Origin of the sequence: Cellvibrio sp. ARAG 10.3, assembly GCF_051846955.1 — a bacterium.
Lineage (GTDB): Bacteria > Pseudomonadota > Gammaproteobacteria > Pseudomonadales > Cellvibrionaceae > Cellvibrio.
In genome coordinates, this window is the sequence record NZ_JBPYCU010000005.1 from 1 (window position 1) to 17,458 (window position 17,458).

Consider the following 17,458-nt stretch of genomic DNA (forward strand, 5'->3'; position numbering starts at 1 on the left):
ATCTTTGCTATTTGCCCTGACTCGGCGTGATACGCGTAGTCGGTTTGATTACCTTTTCCATCGCGCGTCCAGGTAGGGCTGTTGCAATATTTGAAGTTATTTGCGTTACAACTTGTCGGATATTCAGCTGTTACGGTTACCGCCCCCTTCGTATGCGAATTCATATTGCCGCGCGTATCGTACCCAAAAGACTCCACGATTCCACCGTTCCTGAGGTAGCGGGTGGGGAAATTTCTGTAACTCACCTCATATTGTATATCCCCGTCACGAGTCACGACTTTTTGTATGGCGCCAGGGTACTGGCTAAGCTTGGGAAGGACTTGCAGAATGAACCCTCCACCTTGATTTTGAATATCACTATAGTAAGCCTCACCGATTAAATAGGTCGAACCTTGGTCGTATCGCTTAGCTTTAACAATCTGCCCCGCCTCGCTCGATAAAAAGAAGAATGCTGTAAACTCAGATTGGTAAATATCGAAAATATTTTTATAGGTGTATTGAAAAACCTTTTCGCTACTGCCCACAGGTTTAATACCAATTAGCCGTGGAGAGTATCTTTGGTAGGGAGAATAGCCCTCGGCAAGTATTGTGCCGTTATAGGCCAAATCAAAGCTGCGAAAATAATATTCTGTAACCCCACCCGTGGCATCAGTTACTTTAAAGGTACTATCGCCAAGGTAAATAGCCCTGGGCATACCTGCAGGCCAGTCGAATTCTGCTTTTGGCCAATCCCCTATACAGTTTGATGTCAAACAATTCTCTACACTGGTATTAATAGCCTGTACATATTTGGGATTATGCGCTGCCCAGATTTGCGGCTCGACCTTCGGGTTCACGCTATCATACTGAATGTCATATTTTTCGGGAGCCATGGTTGCATCCGCAGGATCGTATTCGTGAATATACTTGAGAGCGAACCCGGTATTGGTGGTAACACGTTTATTTAGATAATCTACATCAATCGTGAATCCATTCGGATATTGAATTTGCTTCATCAAACCTACCTGATTAGGGTAACCAATAGCTCCCCCGTCAAACTTAACGACCGTGCCATCAGGCTTGGTCCAATACACGCCGTCCGAGCGGCGTTCCAAGGTGTGTCTTCTATCACCCAGGGCTCGATAGGTATAACTTGAAACTTGTCCTGTACCAATATTTACAGGGACACCACCAACAATGAGTTCGAAATCAGCGCTGCCAGAGATGTCATGTACCCGCATGACATTTTTGTAAGTACTCGGACGCGAATCAATTTCAGTGACGCGTCCCTTTGCGTAGAACTTGTCCTGATATCCTCGGTAGCCAGTTATAGAGAAATTATTGGTGTAGTTGGAGATGCTGTGTGACAAGCCCATAGCCCCACCGATCGCAACTGTCTCAAGGCTACTCTGTACTTGCCCATTATGTACATTTACGCCGTACTCATCGACCAGCTGGACTTTAGGCGGTGCCAGATCCGGTAAAGAAGCTTCGACTGCCTGGAGTCCAAGGCCAATGACAAAGATAAAAAAAACGGCGCTCCCTGAAAAGAATTTCATGTTTTCTCCGATATTAAAATTAACGTGCAGCACCGCTGCCAGGCTTATTAAATATTTTCAAGCGAATCGGTAGACTCGCTATCGTGCATTCATTTCCATGTACGACTTAACTTTGTTGATAGTGTGGATTTTATTTTAGAGCTCCACAAAGCCGCATCACGTACGCGAATTTAGTTATTACAAATTATTAGATATGTCCATCTTCGCCGTTCCGGGCAAAAAAATGTCCACAGCTCTTAAGAGAAATACCTATGCATCTTACTACTTTAAAAATTTGCATGTGGTGAGCAAGAACTTGCGCAAGCTTTCACCCACGTAGCAGCCAACGCATTGGTTATCGTTATTCTGCCGCTTGCGTTTGGCACTGCGTTTGTAATGTATAGTGTGCTCTGGTTCGACAGTCTGACTTCATAAGAAGTAGCACCAGCAACAGCACCCCAGGAAATATTGTAGTGGTATGGCGACCCTTTAGCTTGTGATGGCGCGGACGGAGCGGGGAGAGGATGAACGATAAACTCCTTCACCATCTGGATGCTTCCCGACATTTGAGGTTTGAATGCACGGGCTTTAACTGTCTTGTGACTCGTCAGCGTAAATGGCCCACCATACACGGGTGAGTTTTCAGTCACATCGGAGTTATCTGTTGTATATCGTATGGTGGCCCCGCTGGTAGCAACGCTCAGGCTCACGGAAACCGAAGAATAAAAGATGCTTCCAGTCGGGAGGCTTGTAGGCGTAGCGACCAATGGAAAGGGAGCGATAGTATATGATCGATTAATTTCAGGGCTACTAATGCCATCCCGGTCAAAGGTTTTGGCCCTGATTACAGCGCTGCTGGTTAGGGAAATAGGCCCTGTGTACGCAGGCGAACTTGCGGTCACTGCGGTATTATTAGTTGTATACCTTATGGTTGCCCCCACAACCCCTGTATTAAGACTTACCGTGACGCCACCTACATAAGTAGACGTTGCCGGACTGATGCTAGGCGGTCCTGGCGGTGCTTGAATTAAGCGATACACCGAATATTCATCGCTTGGAATCCATCTACTCTTATACGCCCGCGCTCGAATAGTCGTGCTGGTTGTTATTGTGAACTGATAAGCCACTGGCGATGTTTCCGTTACCGGCGTGTTATCCACTGTGTAGCGAACTGTTGCGCCCGGAGTAGTTGTCGATATGGTGATGATTAAAGGTGAGGCCGGATTGCCAGGATACACAGGCAACATGGAAACTAGTGGTGTTGCAACCACAGGCGGCGGAGTAATGGTAAATGCAGCAGCGACTTGCGAACTGAGCTGCCCTGTTAAGAACGACTTTGCTTTAACCGTTGTAGAACTTGTTAAGGTGAATGGTGCGCTATAAACAGGCGAGCTGGAAGTGACATCGGTACCATTTGTTGTATACCGGATGCCTACACCGCTTGCCGGTGGTACTAGCGTAACCGTACGGGAACCGACGTATGTGCCCCCACTAGGGGAAATTGAAGGAGGAGGTAAATGGTCTACTGAAGTTCCGACCTCCACTGAAATACGATTACCCGCCGCATCATAATCGTAGTCGCGATTGACCGTATCGTTGACGAACGTCAGACGACCGAGTTCATCGTAGGTGTAGGTAATTGTGTGAGGAGCAGATAGTGCGCTGGAAACAAAAGCGAGATTCAAAACGAACAAACATGCCATAAAAAATGGCATTCCTTTTACCGGCATGATGATGTCCCTGAGTACGTTGATTATTTTTTATTACCAAACGGATAACTTTACCTACCCGTTATTACTTATTCGCAATGCTTTTGAACATCCTGAATTGAGGATAGAAATTACGCTGATTAAGATAGTCAGGTAAAATATCAGCTGAAAAAATTTTGTCCAGTATTTTTTTGATTACAAAGATTACATTTCTAGCACGTCTTAACTAAGTACCAACCGCATAATATTCACCACCCTTCCCCCCAACCGGGTCCGGCGGGAAATTTGCCAGCCGCGCTTTTGATAGAACTCGGTGTACTCGGCTGCCGATAACCATAATTCCTGCATCGCCATGGCTCGCACATAATTAACGGCGTTATCAATTAATAAAGTACCAACGCCCTGTTGGCGCTGTTGTTCCTGTACAAATAAATTACTCAGCCACACTGGTGAAAGATTCGTCCCGTTGTTTTTTTGTTGGGTGCTGCTGTGATAATTCACGAGGCTAATGCAACCGATAATTTTTTCATCTAACAGAGCAACTAATGTTTGCGGAATGGCTTTTCCCTGAATGTGCAGTTGCAACCGCTGCTGGCGCAATGCCAATGTGCTTTTTAATCCTTGTCGCTCGCATTCCTGGTGGTGCCATGCCGCTACTTGGGTACAAAACTGCGGTGCAAGAGCGAGGGGCTGGACAATAATTTCAGCTAAGGGTATTGGCATAGGTGCAGGTTTAAAAAATGAAGGGAATGGTGTACAGACAGGAAAGTGGTGGTGAGGTTCGCGGGCGGTGCTGGTGGTGCTAGCGTTATCCGCTCGCAGTGCTCATTATTCGTTGCCTTGTTGCCAGAATTTTTTAAGTCGGATTACGACGCTGTGCGTCTAATCCGACCTACTTCTCGAAAATTAAGCTTTGGCGGCTTCAAACCATTTGATGTCTTCACCGTGGGCTTGTTTGTCAGCATGGTAACTGGAGCGCACCAGCGGACCACAGGCGGCGTGTTTGAAACCCATCTCAGTGGCAAGCCGGGTGTATTCTTCAAATTCATCCGGGTGAACATAACGCGCTACCGGCAAATGGTCGCGCGATGGTTGCAAGTATTGGCCGATGGTGAGCATGTCGATATCGTGATCGCGCATGTGTTGCATGACTTCGATAATTTCTTCTTTCGTTTCACCCAGGCCGACCATCAAACCGGACTTGGTCAACACATCCGGGCGACGCGCTTTATAGTCTTTCAGCAGTTGCAATGACCACTCATAGTTAGCACCGGGGCGGGCCTGGCGATACAGACGCGGCACCGTTTCCATATTGTGGTTGAAAACATCCGGCGCTTCTTTTTCAAGGATATCCAACGCAATCTCCATGCGCCCCCGGAAGTCCGGCACCAGGACTTCCACTTGCAAATTCGGACTCAAGGCGCGCGCCTCGCGAATACAATCCGCAAAATGTTGCGCACCGCCATCGCGCAGATCATCGCGATCCACCGAGGTAATCACCACATACTTCAAACGCATCTCGGCAATCGCTTCAGCCAGCTGACGCGGCTCGTTGACGTCGAGAGGATTCGGTTTACCGTGGCCGACATCGCAAAAAGGACAACGGCGGGTACAGATATCACCCATGATCATAAAGGTCGCGGTGCCGCCGCTGAAACACTCGCCCAGGTTCGGGCAATTCGCTTCTTCACACACTGACGACAACTTATTCTTACGCAGGATCGCCTTGATACGATCCACCTCCGGCGACGCTGGGATACGCACGCGAATCCAATCCGGCTTGCGCAACATCTCTTCCCGGTCACTGGCAATCACCTTAACCGGAATACGCTCAACCTTATCCGCATCACGCAACTTCTCACCCTGCTTGTAACGCTCTGTGCGCTTAACAGGTTGCAGCTCAGGAACAAGGGTAGATACAGGAGGCAAATCAGACATAAAAATCTCTTTGTTTCATGAAGTTTCCACGATACCTCAGAGGGGATCGGGTAAAGGCTTGAGAGACTGTCGTCGGCAAGGACGCCGACGCCAAGCCTCCAGGGAAGGATTCACGGGGTGTCTCACAAGCCTGTACCCGATCCCCGTCAACCTAAATCGGCGGCCATTGTACAACTTTCATAACCCAATTTCCGCGCAAATTGCATAACCAATTGGTCTTGAACCTCAGCTAACACGGGGGGCTCGGGTAATAAATCACGCATTTGCGTCATCGCCAGGCCCGCATAACCACACGGATTAATCCGTTGAAACGGCGCCAGATCCATATCCACATTCAACGCCAGGCCATGAAAACTACACCCACGCCGCACGCGCAATCCCAACGACGCAATCTTGTTACCGGCGACGTAAACCCCCGGCGCATCCGGCTTGGGATACGCTTCAATGCCATACACCGCCAGGGTCGCCACAAGCGTTTGCTCGATGGCCGTCACCAGATCGCGCACCCCCATCTTTATACGGCGCAAGTCCAGCAAGGGATAAGCCACCAGCTGCCCCGGGCCGTGGTAGGTCACCTGCCCGCCACGATCCGTCTGGATCACCGGAATCTCGCCCGGCAATAACAGATGCTCCGGTTTACCCGCCTGCCCCTGGGTAAATACCGGCGGGTGTTCCACCAGCCACAACTCGTCAGGTGTGTCCGGCGTGCGCCGGTTAGTGAAGTCGGTCATCGACTGCCATACCTGGCGGTAATCCTGCAGACCCAATCGGCGGACAATCACATTATCGAAGGCTGGCACCAACTTACATCACCATCTTGGTAATGGGCTTGGTGCGCAGATCGGTGTGGATCGCATGCAGTTGCGCTTCACCGGTGGCGGTAATCCATACCGTAATCGACTGAAAGCGACCTTTGCTGCTCTCATTGATGGTGATACGCGTTTGGTCAAAACCGGGCGCATGGCGCTCCATCACTTCAATCACCAGGCTGTGTAATTCATCGCCGGCATCGCCCAGTACTTTGATGGGATAGTCCGGGCAAGGGAATTCAATCTTGGGGGGTTGTTGGTCAGTCATAGCAATCAAACCGAAAAGCATAAAAGTGCGGCGATTATACCAGAGCCTCCCGGTAGCTGCGGGAGTGTGAGGCACTGGCTACCCAGACCTGGGCCAATGGGTTATTCTCCCATGCGCCAGTTTTCGCGACAGCGATACACCGCCATTCAGGTAAAACTATCGAGACAATGGAAGCCCAGGTTTGATACTCGACACCCGCCTTTCGCTTGAAACCCCCGAAGGAGCAACCCTCCCGCTCGCCCCCGCCGGTATGGGCGTGCGCATCATGGCCTTTATGATCGACATGCTGATCAAGATGGTGGCCAACATGGTGGTGTTTACGCTGCTGGCCTTTCTGGGCGGCATGGGTATGGGGATTGCGCTGATCCTGGCGTTTTTACTCGAATGGTTTTATCCAGTGTACTTTGAGGTCTGGCACCAGGGGCGTACCCCGGGGAAAAAGAATCTCAATATTCGTGTCGTTAATGACGATGGTACGCCCGTAACCTTCGGGCCTTCGTTGCTGCGCAACCTGTTGCGGGTGGTGGATTTCCTACCCTTGATGTATCTCACCGGTATCATCACCAGCCTGTTCAATACCCAGTTCAAACGCCTCGGCGATCTGGTCGCCGGCACCCTGGTGGTATACGACGCCGATCCCATCCCCGATCCCAACTTCGATGTCAAAGGCCACCTGCCGGTTCCGGTTGATTTCACGACCGATGAACAGCGGGCACTGCTGGCGTTTGCCGAGCGCAGCAAGCGTTTATCCCCGGAGCGGCAAAGCGAGCTGGCGGCTATCCTGTTGCCGGTATTAAAGACTGACGAGCCGGTCATCGCCATCAAACAAATGGCCAACAGCATGGTGGGGCGTCAATGAAGCAGGGGCAATTTGAAGCGCTCTACCAACCCGTCTGGCAAGCGCTGGAAACCTTGATTGAACAACTGGAAGCGCGCAAAGGAGTGCTTACGGCGCAGCAATTGACTGAGTTTGCGCCGCTGTATCGCAAGGTGTGCCATTTCCACGCGCTGGCCAAAGAGCGTCGCTACAGCAGTTATCTGGTGGATAAACTGGGTGACCTGGTGGTGCGCGGGCACCAGCAACTTTATCGGCGGAAGCAACCCTTGGCGCAGCAGTTCCTACGTTTTATCGTGACCGATTTTCCCCGCCTGGTGCGGCAGGAGCAGGGGTATTTCTGGACCGCCACGGCGCTGCTCTACCTGCCCGGCCTGTTATTGTTCCTGGCTGTGCTCTGGCAGCCGGACCTGGTCTACACCATCATGGCGCCGGAGCAGGTGGACAATTTTGAAGAGATGTACAACCCCGCCAACCGCACCCTCGGCAGTGCCCGTGAGTCGGCCACCAACTGGCAGATGTTTGGCTTTTATATCAGTAACAACATCGGGGTATCCTTCCGCACCTTCGCCTCGGGCTTGTTGTACGGCATAGGCTCCATCTTCTTTCTGGTATTTAACGGGCTGTTGTTTGGCGCGGTGGCAGGTCATCTGACTAACGCTGAATACACCGAGACATTCTTTACCTTTGTGGTAGGCCACGGCAGTTTCGAACTCACCGCCATCGTGATCTCCGGTGCGGCGGGGTTAAAACTGGGTTACCACCTGCTCAACCCCGGCAACCGCACCCGTCTGGAAGCGTTAAAACAGGCGGGCCGGATTGCGATTCGCCTGGTGTACGGGGTGATCATCATGCTGGTGATTGCGGCATTTATTGAGGCGTTCTGGTCATCGAATAACATCCTGGTGCCCTGGCAGAAATACCTCGTCGGTGCAGCACTTTGGGTGGTAGTAATCGCTTACTTATGCCTGAGCGGTCGCCAGGGTAAGGCGGACTTGCCATGAATCTGGACCAGGTCACTATCGAGATTCGCCCGCGTCGCGCCTGGGAAGCGGTGGACCTGGGTCTGCTGATGGCCCGCCGCTGGTGGTGGCCCATGACCCAAGTCTGGCTGGTGTTGACCTTGCCGCTGTTTTTGCTGCTGAACCTGTTGCCCCAGGATTGGTTATGGTTAAGCACTGTGATCATCTGGTGGCTCAAACCCCTGTTCGAGCGGCCTTTACTGCATATCCTCAGCCAGGCCGTGTTCGGTGACTTACCCGATACGCGCAGCACCCTTATAGCCTTTCCTGCCCAAGCGGCCCGACAAGCTTTTTTGAGCCTCACCTGGCGACGTCTGAGTTTTACCCGCTCGCTGGATCTACCCGTCATCCAGTTGGAGGGCCTGAAGGGGGAGCGGCGCAAGCAACGCCTGGGTATCCTCCACCGCGAAGACTCCAACTCCGCCGCCTGGTTGACCATCATCGGTGTCCATGTCGAGAGTTTCCTGAGCCTGGGCATGTTGATACTGCTTTATGCATTTATACCCAGCGAAGTTGATATCGATCTGCTGGCCCTGTTCACCAGCGAAGAAGCCGTCTGGTTTGTCTACCTCACCAACGCCTGTGGATATCTCGCGATTACCTTGGTGGCACCTTTTTATGTCGCCTGCGGTTTTTCCCTTTACCTCAACCGCCGCATCAAACTGGAAGCCTGGGATATTGATATTGCCTTCCAGCGCATCGTCAACAAACGCCGCGTGCAATCGCACAGCCACTCGGTCGTCGGCCTAATGCTTGCTGTCTTGATCGGGTTGATGCCCTGGGCTGAACCCCAGGCGGACGAGGCAACGCCTGATATGCCGGCAGTGCTGGAAACTGCGCCCACCTCGTTGGATCGCCAATCGGCAAAAGCCGCGATTGAAGCCATCGTGGCCGGCGAGGATTTTCACCAAAAGGAAGTCTTACGCTACCCCAGCTTTCTGAATCAGGACGACGAAGAGAAGAAAGACCGGGAAGGCGAATGGGACTGGTTGCTGGATATCCTGAGCGGTTTCGTTGAGGCCCTGCGCCTGGCCAGTTGGCTGGAGCTGCTGTTGTGGGCGGGGGTAATCGGCCTGATTGTCTGGGTGGTATTTCGCTACCGCCACTGGCTCGCCGCCTACCTGCCGCAACAGGTTCCGGAAACGGCCCGCCGGGCGCGTCCGGTCACACTCTTTGGACTGGACCTGAGCCGTGAATCCTTACCCGCCGATGTCGGTGCCAAAGCCCAGGAGCTCTGGAATCAGGGTGAACAACGGGCGGCACTGGCCCTGCTCTACCGCGCCTGCCTGATTCGCCTGCTCGATGCCGGATTGGATATCGAGGATGGTCACACCGAGCGCGAGTGCCTGCAACTGGCGCGTGACTATGCTCAACATACCCCAGCCGCCGAAGCCGCGATCGTCTACTTTGGCCAGCTAACCCATATCTGGCAGCGCTTGGCCTACGGCCATATACCGGTTGACGATGCTACCGCCGAGCAGCTCTGTCGCCAGTGGAACCCGCTATGGCGCCCGGCCGATGTGACGGGAGAAGCGGCCAATGGCTAGCCGGATCTCCACGAACAAGCTACTCATACTGGCGATCATTGCGGTGACCATCGGCCTGCTCTTCTGGGCCAGCCGCTATATCACCTGGAAGGAAGAAGAAATCGACCTGGGTTATTCACGCGAAGCCCAGAAAGACGACTTTCTCGCCATCAAACAATTCCTCGCGCAACAGGGTATTGAAAGCCAGAGCCTGCGCAGCTTTGGCTTGCTCGATAACCTGGCCTGGCAAGGTGAGCGGCTGGGAGCACGCGATACCCTGGTGCTACTCAATGCGCACAAGATGCTGCGCGGCCAACGGCTCGACAACCTGCTCGGCTGGGTTGAACAGGGCGGCACCGTGATTACCAGCACCCATAACCCGTTTGTGGGTGCTGACGGTAGCGATCCACTGCTGGATCATTTCGGCATCCTGGTGGGCGACTATGATGAGGCTGCCGAGGATACTGGCCCGGTAATAGATGATTCGGTAAACGAAACCTCAACCGAATCTGCTGACCAATCCTTGGAAGATGACGGCGATGATGCCTCCCCCAAGGAAAACGATGAGGAATCCGAGGAAGAGGAGAAACTGCCCGATAACCATTTCCGCTGTGCGCTTTACCTGGAACCCCAGGCGGTGGACTTTTTCGGTGAGGATGAGCCCCTGCTGATCGACTACAGCGACGGTGAGGCGTTTGACTACTACGACGAAGAACCCCAGGGCTGGTCGGGGGATGATCGGGGGCTGCATCTGGCGCAGTTCGAATGGGGTCAGGGGTTGGTCATCGTCAACAGCGACAATGACATCTGGACCAACCAGCGCGTCGACTGCCACGACCATGCTTACGCCCTGTGGAAGCTGATCGACCACGACGGCAAGGTGTGGTTTTTGATCAATCAGGAAGCCCCTTCACTGTGGAGCCTGCTATGGCAAGCGGTGCCTTATGGCATGCTGGCTGCGCTGCTCGCGCTGGGCTTTTGGCTGTGGGCCAAGGCGGTACGCTTCGGGCCGATCCTGACCCGCAAAGCCGAGGGTCGCCGCAGTCTGGCAGAACATATCCACGCCAGCGCCATGCTGTTGTGGCGCCGCCAGCAACATCCGTATCTGGTGGATCGCCTGCGTGAAGAGGTCCGCCAGCAGTTACACCAGCATTACCCCCAATTCAGTCAATTTTCCGAGCGGGAACAGATCAGCCACCTGCAACAGCTTACCGCTCTGAGTGCAAGTGAATTGCATCGGGCACTGTTCAGCGACAACTTGCAACATCCCCACGATTTCACCTCGGCAGTCGCCTGCCTGCAAACCATAAGGAACAACATATGAGTGATGATATTTCCCGCGAGTCCCGCCTGGAGCAGGCCAGCGCCCTGGCCAATAACCTGCTGCAGGAAATCAGGAAAGCCCTGATCGGCCAGGACCTTATCATTGAGCAGGTGTTGGTCGCCCTGATTGCACGGGGCCATGTGTTGATTGAAGGCGTACCCGGCCTCGGTAAAACCCTGCTGGTGCGCAGCCTGGCGAAGTGTTTCGGCGGCCAATTTTCCCGTGTGCAGTTCACCCCGGACCTGATGCCCAGCGATGTCACTGGTCATGCCATGTTCAACATGGCCAAACAGGAATTCGAGATTCGTCGCGGCCCAGTGTTTACCAACTTGTTGTTAGCGGATGAGATCAACCGCGCCCCGGCAAAAACCCAGGCTGCTCTGCTGGAAGTCATGCAGGAAGGCCAGATCACCATCGAGGGCGAATCCTTCAAAACCGGCGAGCCGTTTATGGTTCTCGCCACCCAGAACCCGGTGGAGCAAGAGGGCACCTATCCGCTGCCGGAAGCAGAGCTGGACCGGTTTATGTTGAAGGTCATGATCGACTACCCCAGCGAAAGCGATGAGCAAGTCATGCTCCGGCACGTCAGTGGCCAGGCCCAGGGCGGCTTTGGCCTGGAGGATATCCGCACTCTGCTCAAAACATCCCATGTCCTGAGCCTGCAAAAGGTGGCGGAACAGATCACCGTGGATGACCAGATTCTGCATTACGTGGTGAAACTGGTGCGCACCACCCGCGAATGGAATGGCATCGCCCGTGGCGCCGGTCCGCGCGCCTGCATTGCGCTGCTCGCCGCCGCCCGCGCCTATGCCTTGGTCAAAGGCAACACCTTTGTCACGCCGGACGATGTCAAAACCATGTACCTCCCCGCCCTGCGCCACCGCATCCTGTTGTCGCCGGAGCTGGCCATCGAAGGCGTGGACGCCGACCGCGTACTCCACTCAGTCATGCAACACGTAGAAGCGCCCAGGCACTAACGTAGGTCGGATTAGCCAAAGGCGTAATCCGACACCCGTACCAAGGAAACCAAACACCGCATAGCACCCGAGACCGTCCATGAAACCACACCATTGGAGCCGCCGACGCTGGATACCGGGCAAACGTCTTTACGGCGGGCTGCTCCTGTTAGCCTTGGCCGCCTTCGCTCTGGCGTTCGTGAACAGCTACTTTGCCTTGGGAAATAGCCTCGAATCCGGTGGCGCGATACTGCTGGCCGGCCTGATTGTGGTGGGGGTGGATTACATGATGTCGCGCCAGTTACCGGGGATCGATGTCGAGCGCGAGGTCGCAGGCAACTTGGCGGTGGATAAATGGGCCAGTGTCGCCCTGCAATTGCGCCACCAATTTAATCGACCTGTGCGGGTGCAGGTATTTGACGGCGTACCCGCCAAGGCTGAACTGCAAAACCTGCCGTTATCCCTTGAACTCCTGCCCGGTCGAACCAGCCAGGTCAGCTACAACCTGCGCCCGCTGGAGCGTGGACCTCTGGCTATCGAGGCGGCTTACTTGCAAATCCCCAGCCCCTTGGGTTTTTGGCAAGTCCAGTACCGCAGCGGCACAACCAGCCAGGTGAAGGTCTATCCGGATTTTATGGCCATCGCGGCTTACACCATCCTGGCCACGGATAATCACACCAGCCAGATCGGCATCAAACGTAAGCCCCGGCGCGGCACGGGCCTGGAGTTCCAGCAACTGCGTGAATATCGCCTCGGCGACAGCCTGCGGCAACTCGACTGGAAAGCCACATCGCGCCGCCAGAAACTTATCTCGCGCGAATACCAGGACGAACGGGATCAGCAGATTGTATTGCTGGTGGACAGCGGCCGCCGCATGCGCGCCAAGGATGACGAGCTCAGCCACTTCGATCATTCGCTCAATGCGATGCTGCTGGTGAGTTTCATTGCCCTGCGTCAGGGTGATAGCGTGAGCGTGATGAGTTTTGGCGAAGTCAGCCGCTGGATTCCGCCGCAGAAAGGCGTGGAACGGATCAAGAATCTGCTCAACGGCATGTACGACCTGCAAGCCGGGCAATGCGCGCCGGATTACACCGCCGCTGCGGAAAAACTGGCTCTGCTACAACAAAAACGCTCGCTGGTGATCCTGGTCACCAACTCCCGCGATGAAGATGTGAATGAATTGCTCCTGGCGGTAAACCTGTTGAAGAAACGCCACCTGGTGATGATCGCCAACATCCGCGAGGAAATCCTCGACCAACTGGAACAACGCCCGGTCACCAACCTCGACGAGGCCATCAGCTATGCCGGCGTACAGCAGTATCTGAGCAGTCGCCATGACGTGCAGAAAAAACTGACCGCCGCCGGGGTGTATACCCTGGACTGTACGGCAAAGGAATTGGCGGTGCGGGTGGCGAACAGCTATCTGGAGATTAAAGGGGCGGGGGTATTGTAAAGCGAACCCTTGCGGATTCGCTTTATCAGATCACAGGTTAACCTTACTCTTCCTCGGCGTAGTCTGAATATTCTGTTGACTCGGTACCGCTATCGGTATCGTAGTCGTCATACTGATAACTTTCGGCTGCCGCCTTCGCGCGCTCGGTGTAATCCACGTAAGCCGGCAAGGCGATAGCCGCAATAATCCCGACCACCATGATGACCGGAAACGCCATACCGAGAATCCAGTTCCAGGTTTTATTCGGCGGTGGCTGCAAACCGAAATTATTCGTGCCTTTGGTGCCGGCGGCGAAGACCAGAAACAACGCCATAATAAAGTTCACCAAAGGTACAAACATAAGCAGGCAGAACCAGCCACTTTTGTTGAGGTCGTGTAAACGCTGGATCATTAAGATGACTGAAAAGGCGATCATCGCGATATACCCGACACCTACCAGCACCCAGAAAAATTCGGATACACCGAAAGCCAGCCCCAACCCGGCAGCCAGTACGGCATAGGCAACCAGCATAAATACAAAACTGTGAGAGAGATAACGCAGTCGCCCGATGCGCGTGTTCGGTGAAAAGAAATTCACCTCACCATAACCTTGACCATCGACAGTCAATTGACCTTCCGGTGTTTGATAGGGATTGTTAGTTGCTTCCATGAGCATCTCCTTGAAAATATGAAATGGAATGACTCCGCTACGCCCCAAGATGTTGTAACGGATGCCAGAAATTGTAGACCCAAATCGGCGGTTTTGCGCGACGAAAAATATGATCGTGTCGACTAATTAAAAAAATAGCCGAACAGAAGAAGAGGCTTGAGAGAAGAATACAGCAAGCGCCCACTCGCTGTGGGCGCCGCCGGTCTAGCTAACCCGGTATCAGCTAAACAAATTGCGGAAGAACAGCTTTATATTGTCCCAGATACGGGCAAAGAAGCCTGCCTGCTCAACTGGTTGTAAGGCAATCAGATCCGTCTCGGCCTGCACCTTACCATCCAGCTCAATCACCACCTTACCCAGGGCCTGACCGGCTTCGATGGGTGCCTTGATGATGTCATTGATATGCATATTGGCTTGCAGGTCCTGCTGGCGACCACGCGGCAGGGTCAGCTTGATATCTTCAGCGATACCCAGCCCCACTTCATCACTTTTACCACCCCAGACGCGGGTTTTGCTGAGCTCCGTACCGGCGTTATAGAGTGAAAGGGTTTCGTAATAGCGGAAGCCATAGGCCAGAAGTTTTTGCGACTCTGCCGCGCGGGCGTTCTCGCTGCTAGTGCCCATGACCACGGAAATCAAACGCATACCATCGCGCTTTGCCGAGGCGACAAGGCAATAACCTGCTTCTTCGGTATGGCCGGTTTTCAAACCGTCTACGGTTTCATCGCGGAACAACAACAGGTTGCGGTTGGGTTGGCGAATGTCGTTCCACACAAAATATTTTTCTTTATAGAGTGCGTAATGCTCGGGGTGATCATTGATGATCGCGCGCGCCAGGATACCCAGGTCGCGGGCAGTGGTCAGGTGACCATCGGCGGGCCAGCCGGTGGAGTTTTCAAAGTGGGTGCTGTTCATACCCATCAAGGCGGCTTTTTGATTCATGACATCGACGAAGGCATCTTCACTGCCGGACACATACTCAGCCAGAGCCACCGTTGCGTCATTACCGGATTGCACAATCACGCCGAGCAATAAATCCTTGACTGACACCTGGGTGCCTTCACGGATAAACATCTTGGAGCCACCCATGCGCCAGGCTTTGACACTGATGTTCACCATGTCTTCTTCGCCGATACGGCCCTTTTCAATCTCTTCCGAAACGATGTAACTGGACATCATCTTGGTCAGGCTGGCTGGCGGTAACCGTTCATCCGCATTGTGCTCCACGATAACCGCCCCGGTATTAGCATCCATCAATAAATAACCGGTCGCAGCGAGTTGCGGCGCAGAGGGAATAATCACTTGCTGACTGGGTGCATTCGGAGTGGGAGATGGTTGAGCCAGCAAGGTATGACTGGCCAGTAACAACAATGCACTGGTAAATAATGTTTTTAACATGGGAACAGAATCACTCGCTGTTATGGGTTCAAAAAAACTGGCGAATTGTACCAGTTGGTGACCGGATTTTTCGTCTGTCGTTGCACAAGTTTTCATTCTGTTTACGCAAAAATGTGCACAATAAAAAACGCAACGGCACCAGAATTATTCGTAGACAACGTGTGCTTCAGGAATATTCAATTTTTTCACATCCAGACGCACCTGCTGTAAATCCCGCGCATCGGTAATAGGCCCTACACGCACGCGGAAGATCGGTTTGCCGGTTTGATTGCGGCTGATGATCACCGGGTAGGTCAGATGGCCGGACACCTGTGCAGCGAATTGTTTTGCACTGGACTCAGAACTGAAGGCGCCGATTTGTAGATGCGTATTGGCCGGGAGTTTACTACCCGCGATGACATTATTCGTGGCGTTGGCTTTCAGGGGCGCGGGCGGTGCGTCATCCGGCAGGACAATCTCCACATCCACCATCCCGGTACCGGCGTTGAGAATACCGATGCGCTGTGCAGCCGCGTAACTTAAATCAATGATGCGATCACTGTGAAAGGGGCCGCGGTCATTCACCCGCACCACAACACTCTTGCCATTCCTGATATTGGTGACCCGCACGTAAGACGGAATCGGCAGGGTTTTGTGGGCGGCGGTCATGGCATACATATCGTAGATCTCACCGTTGGATGTGCGTCGACCGTGGAATTTGTTGCCGTACCAGGAAGCGTGTCCACGTTCTTTGTAGGAACTTTCATCTTTCAGCAAATAGTAGGTTTTACCCAGCACGGTATAGGGATTTTTATTGCCCGCGATGGTGCGGACTTCATGGCGCGGTACTGCATCGGGTACGTGAGAGGTGTCAATCTCGCGCTCCGGACCGCTGTCCTTGATATCGTCAAAATCCGGTTGTTTAGGGGTCGAGGGGTAAGGCGTAATGGGGGTACAGGCAAACAGCAACAGCCCCACCAGGCTCAATATCAGCGCGCGAATAACGATGCTCATTGGCCAGCCTCCATTTTTTCTCTGATTAACTGGCTGAGTTGATGCACAGCCATGGAATACAAATGACTGCGGTTGTAGCGGGTGATGACGTAAAAATTTTGCAGGCCAAGCCAATATTCTTCGCCGTGTTGGCCATCGAGTTTCAGGATCAGGGCCTTGGCATCCACGGGTAAATCCGTGATCGGCTGGTAACCCCGTTGTTTCCATTCGGCGACCGTCACACTTGGGGGGTTGATCTCATTGAAGGTGTAGGTGGGCGCCTTTTTGCCCATATCATCGTCCGGCCGCACGCGACTGACCACCGGCTTACCACCCTGCCAGCCATGCTGTTTGAAATAATTGGCCACGCTGCCGATGGCGTCGGTGGTGTTATTCCAGATATCCGTGAAGCCGTCCCCATCAAAGTCCACCGCATAGGCGCGATAGCTCGACGGCATAAACTGACCGTAACCCATGGCACCGGCATAAGACCCCTTGAACGCCAGCGGGTCCTGTTTTTGCTCGCGGGTCAGGAGAAAATAATTCTGTAATTCTTTGCGAAAAAAAGGTGCGCGGGGCGGGTAATCAAAAGCGAGCGTGGTGAGTGCATCAATCACGCGATGGCTGCCGGTATTTTTCCCGTAGTTGGTCTCCACCCCGATAATCGCCACGATATATTCCGCGGGCACGCCAAACTCGCGCTCGGCACGCGTTAGGGCCGCACGGTTGTCGCGCCAGAATTTCACGCCATTATCGATACGGGCCGGGACGATAAAGATCGGGCGATATTCTTTCCAGGTTTTGGTTTTTTCTGCCGGGCGCGAAATCGCATCAAGGATGTTTTGTTTCTTTTCTGCCTGGCCCAACCATTGGCGCAGAGGTTCGGCGGCAAAACCGTGGTCACGCACCATCTCGTCGATAAAGCCCTGGGTTTCCGCGTGCTGGCTGTAATTCGCCGAGCCTGTGCTCGCGCATCCCAATACCAGACAGCCGGTGAGCAGGCTGATGGCTTTTCCCAAACTGAAGTAAGCAGATAAGCGCCTGGCTGGCGCAGCCTCCGCCGCGTTGACTCGCGTCATTAT

At 53.6% G+C, this 17,458-nt stretch carries 16 protein-coding genes; 6 read left to right on the plus strand and 10 right to left on the minus strand.

The window, feature by feature from the left end; all coding sequences use genetic code 11:
* The 6 genes from ACSV5M_RS07840 to ACSV5M_RS07865 all read right to left on the minus strand — a co-directional run.
* On the minus strand, window positions 1–1,538 hold a 1,538-nt coding region (locus tag ACSV5M_RS07840; protein ID WP_439175262.1), incomplete at its 3' end, for a hypothetical protein.
* A gap of 266 nt (window positions 1,539–1,804) precedes the next feature.
* The gene (locus ACSV5M_RS07845) at window positions 1,805–3,247 is read right to left on the minus strand and encodes a chitobiase/beta-hexosaminidase C-terminal domain-containing protein (RefSeq protein WP_439175265.1); all 1,443 of its coding nucleotides are present in this window, start codon (window positions 3,245–3,247) and stop codon (window positions 1,805–1,807) included.
* 201 nt (window positions 3,248–3,448) lie between these two features.
* The gene (locus tag ACSV5M_RS07850) at window positions 3,449–3,949 is read right to left on the minus strand and encodes a GNAT family N-acetyltransferase (RefSeq protein ID WP_439175266.1); all 501 of its coding nucleotides are present in this window, start codon (window positions 3,947–3,949) and stop codon (window positions 3,449–3,451) included.
* 183 nt (window positions 3,950–4,132) lie between these two features.
* Window positions 4,133–5,164, minus strand: a complete 1,032-nt coding sequence (gene lipA / locus ACSV5M_RS07855; protein ID WP_439175267.1) for a lipoyl synthase — start codon at window positions 5,162–5,164, stop codon at window positions 4,133–4,135.
* Window positions 5,165–5,310: 146 nt separating this feature from the next.
* A complete protein-coding gene (gene lipB, locus ACSV5M_RS07860) occupies window positions 5,311–5,895 on the minus strand; it encodes a lipoyl(octanoyl) transferase LipB (protein ID WP_439175747.1) in 585 nt (194 codons plus the stop codon).
* Window positions 5,896–5,968: 73 nt separating this feature from the next.
* The gene (locus ACSV5M_RS07865) at window positions 5,969–6,241 is read right to left on the minus strand and encodes a YbeD family protein (RefSeq protein ID WP_439175269.1); all 273 of its coding nucleotides are present in this window, start codon (window positions 6,239–6,241) and stop codon (window positions 5,969–5,971) included.
* Between the two features lie 181 nt (window positions 6,242–6,422).
* Here ACSV5M_RS07865 and ACSV5M_RS07870 point away from each other — a divergent pair, with 181 nt between their 5' ends.
* The 6 genes from ACSV5M_RS07870 to ACSV5M_RS07895 all read left to right on the plus strand — a co-directional run bounded on the left by ACSV5M_RS07870 (window position 6,423) and on the right by ACSV5M_RS07895 (window position 13,357).
* A complete protein-coding gene (locus tag ACSV5M_RS07870) occupies window positions 6,423–7,100 on the plus strand; it encodes an RDD family protein (protein WP_439175270.1) in 678 nt (225 codons plus the stop codon).
* Window positions 7,097–8,080 carry a stage II sporulation protein M gene (locus tag ACSV5M_RS07875; RefSeq protein ID WP_439175273.1) on the plus strand — a complete coding sequence of 328 codons (984 nt, stop codon included), beginning with the start codon at window positions 7,097–7,099 and terminating at the stop codon, window positions 8,078–8,080. Before ACSV5M_RS07870 ends, ACSV5M_RS07875 begins: the two co-directional genes overlap by 4 nt.
* The gene (locus tag ACSV5M_RS07880; protein WP_439175275.1) at window positions 8,077–9,645 is read left to right on the plus strand and encodes a DUF4129 domain-containing protein; all 1,569 of its coding nucleotides are present in this window, start codon (window positions 8,077–8,079) and stop codon (window positions 9,643–9,645) included. The genes ACSV5M_RS07875 and ACSV5M_RS07880 overlap by 4 nt, the downstream gene beginning before the upstream one ends.
* Complete coding sequence (locus tag ACSV5M_RS07885; protein ID WP_439175276.1) at window positions 9,638–10,948, plus strand: DUF4350 domain-containing protein; 1,311 nt, start codon at window positions 9,638–9,640, stop codon at window positions 10,946–10,948. Before ACSV5M_RS07880 ends, ACSV5M_RS07885 begins: the two co-directional genes overlap by 8 nt.
* A complete protein-coding gene (locus tag ACSV5M_RS07890) occupies window positions 10,945–11,925 on the plus strand; it encodes an AAA family ATPase (RefSeq protein WP_439175277.1) in 981 nt (326 codons plus the stop codon). The genes ACSV5M_RS07885 and ACSV5M_RS07890 overlap by 4 nt, the downstream gene beginning before the upstream one ends.
* Window positions 11,926–12,004: 79 nt before the next feature.
* Window positions 12,005–13,357 carry a DUF58 domain-containing protein gene (locus ACSV5M_RS07895; protein ID WP_439175278.1) on the plus strand — a complete coding sequence of 451 codons (1,353 nt, stop codon included), beginning with the start codon at window positions 12,005–12,007 and terminating at the stop codon, window positions 13,355–13,357.
* Between the two features lie 43 nt (window positions 13,358–13,400).
* Here the strand turns inward: ACSV5M_RS07895 and ACSV5M_RS07900 are convergent, their stop codons facing one another.
* The 4 genes from ACSV5M_RS07900 to mltB all read right to left on the minus strand — a co-directional run bounded on the left by ACSV5M_RS07900 (window position 13,401) and on the right by mltB (window position 17,455).
* Window positions 13,401–14,006 (minus strand): DUF805 domain-containing protein, encoded by a 606-nt coding sequence (locus tag ACSV5M_RS07900; protein ID WP_439175279.1) that lies wholly within the window; start codon window positions 14,004–14,006, stop codon window positions 13,401–13,403.
* A gap of 219 nt (window positions 14,007–14,225) precedes the next feature.
* Window positions 14,226–15,404: a D-alanyl-D-alanine carboxypeptidase family protein gene (locus ACSV5M_RS07905; protein ID WP_439175748.1), complete on the minus strand. Its 1,179-nt coding sequence runs from the start codon at window positions 15,402–15,404 to the stop codon at window positions 14,226–14,228.
* A 144-nt stretch (window positions 15,405–15,548) separates the two neighbouring features.
* The gene (locus ACSV5M_RS07910) at window positions 15,549–16,397 is read right to left on the minus strand and encodes a septal ring lytic transglycosylase RlpA family protein (protein WP_439175280.1); all 849 of its coding nucleotides are present in this window, start codon (window positions 16,395–16,397) and stop codon (window positions 15,549–15,551) included.
* Complete coding sequence (gene mltB, locus ACSV5M_RS07915; RefSeq protein ID WP_439175281.1) at window positions 16,394–17,455, minus strand: lytic murein transglycosylase B; 1,062 nt, start codon at window positions 17,453–17,455, stop codon at window positions 16,394–16,396. Before mltB ends, ACSV5M_RS07910 begins: the two co-directional genes overlap by 4 nt.
* Window positions 17,456–17,458 lie beyond the last annotated feature (3 nt).